At 62.8% G+C, this 4786-nt stretch carries 4 protein-coding genes; all 4 read left to right on the top strand.

The window, feature by feature from the left end:
* The first annotated feature begins 42 nt into the window (after nt 1-42).
* The 4 genes from era (at nt 43) to ABHR76_RS09355 (ending at nt 4688) form a co-directional block, all read left to right on the top strand.
* Nucleotides 43-1110 (top strand): GTPase Era, encoded by a 1068-nt coding sequence (era, locus tag ABHR76_RS09370; protein WP_346977507.1) that lies wholly within the window; start codon nt 43-45, stop codon nt 1108-1110.
* A gap of 15 nt (nt 1111-1125) precedes the next feature.
* Nucleotides 1126-1875 (top strand): DNA repair protein RecO, encoded by a 750-nt coding sequence (gene recO, locus ABHR76_RS09365; RefSeq protein ID WP_138112644.1) that lies wholly within the window; start codon nt 1126-1128, stop codon nt 1873-1875.
* Between the two features lie 138 nt (nt 1876-2013).
* Nucleotides 2014-2292, top strand: a complete 279-nt coding sequence (gene rpsO / locus ABHR76_RS09360) for a 30S ribosomal protein S15 (protein ID WP_035138510.1) — start codon at nt 2014-2016, stop codon at nt 2290-2292.
* Nucleotides 2293-2441: 149 nt separating this feature from the next.
* Complete coding sequence (locus ABHR76_RS09355; protein ID WP_346977505.1) at nt 2442-4688, top strand: polyribonucleotide nucleotidyltransferase; 2247 nt, start codon at nt 2442-2444, stop codon at nt 4686-4688.
* Nucleotides 4689-4786: the final 98 nt, after the last annotated feature.

The raw sequence follows: 4786 nt of genomic DNA, 5'->3' as shown, positions 1-4786 counted from the left end.
GTATTTGCCCACGCGCTCGGCTTTATTTAGAAAGGGATTCCCATGTCCGACAATATGCAGCCTACCGATGAGATTTTGGACGACGAGTCCCTGGACGCGGTGGATACCGAGGAGCTCGAGGATGTCGAGGAGTTCGACCCGTTTGAGGGTATGAGCGACGAGGAACTCGACGCCCTGTGCGACGAGGACGACAACCTCGCGGGTTTTGGCGACGTGGAGCCCGGTTTCCGCAGCGGCTTTGTGGCCCTGGTCGGTCGTCCCAACGCTGGCAAGTCCACGCTGCTTAATGCCTGCTATGGCAAAAAGGTCGCCATCACCTCGCCGGTGGCCCAGACGACCCGCCGCCGCATGCGCGCCGTCGTTAACCGTCCCGGCTACCAGCTGGTCTTTGTCGATACCCCGGGTATCCACAAGCCCAAGGACGGTCTGGGTTCCGAGCTCAACAAGAGTGCGTTGTTCGAGCTGAACGATGTTGACGTCGTCGCGTTTTTGATTGATGCCACCAAACCTATCGGCAGGGGAGACGCTTGGGTTGCCGAGCGCGTCAGATGCGCCCGTTCCAAGAAGGTTCTGGTGCTCACTAAGGCCGATGAGGCCGACCCCGCACAGGTCATGGAGCAGCTTAAGGCTGCCCACGAGCTCATGGAATATGACGATGAGATCGTGACGTCGTCGGTCAAGAACTTCAACGTCGATGCCTTTATCGAGACCGTTGCGCACTTTTTGCCCGAGGGTCCGCGTTGGTTCCCCGAGGACATGGGTACCGACGCTTCCGATGAGACGCTCGTTGCCGAGTTTGTGCGCGAGAAGGTCTTGCGCCGCACCCGTGATGAGATTCCGCACTCCGTTGGCGTGATCTGCGATGCGCTTGAGCAGACCAAGAAGGTGCTGCGCGTGCACGCCACCATTTACGTCGAGCGCGAGGGCCAAAAGGGCATCATCATCGGCAAGGGCGGCGAGATGATCAAGCATATCGGTATCGACGCCCGTCGCGATCTTGAGCGCATCTTTGGCACGCAGATCTTTTTGGAGCTGGACGTGAAGGTCAAGGCCGGCTGGCGTGACGACGAGGCCCAGATTCGTCGCTTTGGCTATAACGCCGAGGACTAAGGACGCGCGGCGCGCATGGCAGGCTCCCGGACATATCGCACGAAAGTGGTCGTGCTCGATAAGACTAAGCTCAAAGAGACCGACCTGATCTTGACGATGCTTGACGAGCGGGGGCGGCAGGTTCGTGCCGTGGCAAAGGGCGCCCGCAAACCCGGCGGACGCCTGGCTGCGCGCTGCGAGCTGTTCTGTACGGTCGATATGCTGCTCGCACATGGACGGTCACTCGACGTGGTTTCCCAGGCCGAGCTTATGGAGGCGCCGCTCGGCGCTGCGCCCGATTACGAGACGACCTGCGCCGCAAGCGCGATCGCCGAGGTTGCGCGCGTGTGCTCGTTCGAGGACGCCGAGGACCCGTTTACCTTTGCCATCACGCAGCGAGCGCTTGCCCTGGTGGGCAGCGGGCTTGACACGGCGCATATGGACCTACTTGTGGCGGCATATGTCTTTAAGCTGCTGTCGCACGTTGGCTATCGACCCGATTTTTCGGCCTGTGTGCTGTGCGGAGACCCCATGCTGTCGTATTTTTCAGCCCAGGCGGGCGGTCTCATGTGCGGGTCGTGCGCGTCGAGCGTTCCAGGTGCCGAACTGGTGTCGACCGGTGAGACCGCATGGCTGCGCGCCCTCATGTCCATGACCTTCGATGCGCTCATGGCCGAGCGAATCGACCCGCATACGGCGGCATTCCTGCTCGGGCTTTCGCATGTTTGGGCTGCGACGCACACCGATCAGCGCCTCCGCGCGATGGAATTCATGTTGGGTCGGTGATGATGCGCAGGCGCGGGCTGCTTGTGGTAACATACCGACCTGTTGGTACCTCGACCTTGGTTGTTCGCTCCACCGGCGGCTTCCCAGTCCGAGGCGAATCGAGTCGCCCGTGGGCGACGCAAAACGAAAGGTGAAACAATGACTGTTTCCAAAGAGCGCAAGGCGGAGCTGACTGCCCAGTTCGGTAACACCCCGGTCGACACCGGCAACCCCAAGGTTCAGGTCGCCATCCTGTCCGAGCGCATCAAGGAGCTGACCGAGCACATGAAGTCCCACCAGAAGGACTTCCACACCCGTCGTGGCCTGCTCATGCTCGTCGGTCGTCGTCGTCGTCTTCTTTCCTACATCAAGAAGAACGACATCGTCGAGTACCGTGAGCTCATCAAGGCTCTGGGCATCCGCGACAACATCCAGTAGGATTTGTACATGCTAAGAGCGTCCTGCGCAGCGGGGCGCTCTTTTTGTGTAAGGGCGCGAACAATCACGCTCTGAAGCGTGGCGGGGGCAGGGGGCCCGCGTCACATGAGAAGCCCGCAGGCAAGGGGCCTGTGGGGTAAAGGAGAACAATGACACTCGTATCCAAGACCTTTGAGCTGTACGGCAAGACCTACACCTTCGAGTCGGGCGAGCTTGCCAAGCAGGCCACCGGCGCCTGCCTGGTCAAGCAGGGCGACACCACGATGCTCGACACCGTGGTCGTCTCCAAGGAGCGCAAGAACTACGACTTCTTCCCGCTGACCGTCGACTTCAACGAGAAGATGTACGCCGCAGGGCGCATCCCGGGTGGCTACCTCAAGCGTGAGGGCCGTCCCAGCGAGAAGGCCACGCTCACCGCGCGCATGATCGACCGTCCGATTCGCCCGAGCTTCCCGGACGATTTCCGCAACGAGGTGCACATCGTCGCCACCTCGCTTGTTGCCGACCAAGTCAACCCCTTTGACGTCATCAACGTCATGGGTGCTTCCCTGGCCATGACGCTCGGCGGCGTGCCCTTCGAGGGCCCGCTTGCCTGCGTGCGCATCGGCCGCAACGTGGAGACCGGCGAGTTTATCGTCAACCCCACCTACGAGGAGCGCGAGAACTCCGATCTGGACCTGGAGCTGGGCGGATCCGCCGACTTCATCTCGATGGTCGAGGCCGGCGCCGAGGAGATCTCCGAGGACGACATGCTCGCCGCCATGAAGTTTGGCCAGGAGGCCCTTGCCGCTTTCTGCCAGGCTCAGGACGAGTTCGTCGCCGAGTGGGAGCAGGTCAACGGCCCCATCGTCAAGAAGGAGTACCCGCTCGACCAGCCCGTCGAGGAGGTCCAGGAGCGCATCTTCGCCCACTACGACGAGATGGCAGCCGCCCTTCGTGACGCCGACAAGCTCTCCCGTATCGGCAAGGTTGAGGCTCTGAAGGAGTCCATCCGTGCCGAGTTCACCGAGGAGGAGCAGGCCGCTTGGGAGCGCGAGATCCCCGTGGCGCTCAAGAAGCTCGAGAAGAAGGCCATGCGCACCATGGTCGTCGAGACCGGTGAGCGCGTCGACGGTCGTGCCGCCGACGAGATCCGTCCCATCATGGTGAAGGACAACTACCTGCCGCTCGTTCACGGCTCCGGTTTGTTCCAGCGTGGCCAGACCCAGGTGCTCTCGGTTCTTTCGCTCGGCATGCTCAACGAGGGCCAGCGTCTGGATACCATCGAGCCCACCGAGGGCAAGCGCTACATGCACCACTACAACTTCCCGCCTTTCTGCACCGGCGAGACCGGCCGCATGGGCAGCCCCAAGCGCCGCGAGATCGGCCATGGCAATCTGGCCGAGCGCGCTCTGCTTCCGGTGCTTCCCGACGAGAACGAGTTCCCCTACGCCATCCGCGTCGTCTCCGAGGTCATGGAGTCCAACGGCTCCTCTTCGATGGCTTCGACCTGCGGCTCCACGCTCGCCCTTATGGACGGCGGCGTGCCCATTAAGCGCCCGGTCTCCGGTATCGCCATGGGCCTGATCCAGGAGGAGGGCAAGACCGTGGTGCTGTCCGACATCCAGGGTCTCGAGGACTTCCTGGGCGACATGGACTTTAAGGTCACCGGCACCACCGAGGGCATCACCGCCCTGCAGATGGACAACAAGGCCACCGGCCTCACCTTCGACATCCTGGCCCGCGCTCTGCAGCAGGCCAAGGAGGGTCGCGCCTTCATCCTGCAGAAGATGCTCGATGTGATCCCCGAGCCGCGCCACACCACGCGCAGCACCGCTCCGCGCATCGTTTCCATCCAGGTTCCGACCGACAAGATCCGCGACGTCATCGGTTCCGGCGGTAAGGTCATCCGCGGTATCCAGGACGAGACCGGCGCCTCGGTCGACATCCAGGAGGACGGCACCGTCTTTGTCGGCGGCACCGGCGAGTCCGTCGACCAGGCCGTCGAGCGTATCAAGCTCATCATCAAGGTTCCCGAGCCGGGCGAGGAGTACACCGGTCGCGTGGTCTCCATCCAGCCCTTCGGCGCCTTCGTCAACCTGCTGCCCGGTAAGGACGGCCTGCTGCACATCTCCCGCGTCGCCAAGGGCCGCGTGGAGAAGGTCGAGGACGTCCTCAATGTGGGCGACGAGGTCAAGGTCGTCGTCATCGAAGTCGATGACCGCGGCAAGATTTCGCTCGATCGTCTGGATAAGCCCGAGGCCCCGGCTCGCGCCGAGGGTGCCTCAGAGGGCGACGGCGAGCACTTCCAGCGCCGTGAGCGTCCGCGTCGCGAGCGCTCCGAGCGCAGCGACCGTCCGCGCCGTCCCGGCGACAACGGAGGCCGCAAGCCCCGCCGTCACCACGACGCCGAGTAACAGCTACACATAAGCAGCTCAACAAGGGCGACTCCGGACTGGGGTCGCCCTTTTGCTATTCCCGGCGGGGTCCGCGGATAAAGTTTCCTGCTCTACAG

Origin of the sequence: Collinsella aerofaciens (assembly GCF_039752985.1) — a bacterium.
GTDB lineage: Bacteria > Actinomycetota > Coriobacteriia > Coriobacteriales > Coriobacteriaceae > Collinsella > Collinsella aerofaciens_BT.
Note: the sequence above shows the minus strand (reverse complement) of the source record. Positions and strands in the feature narration are given on the sequence as shown.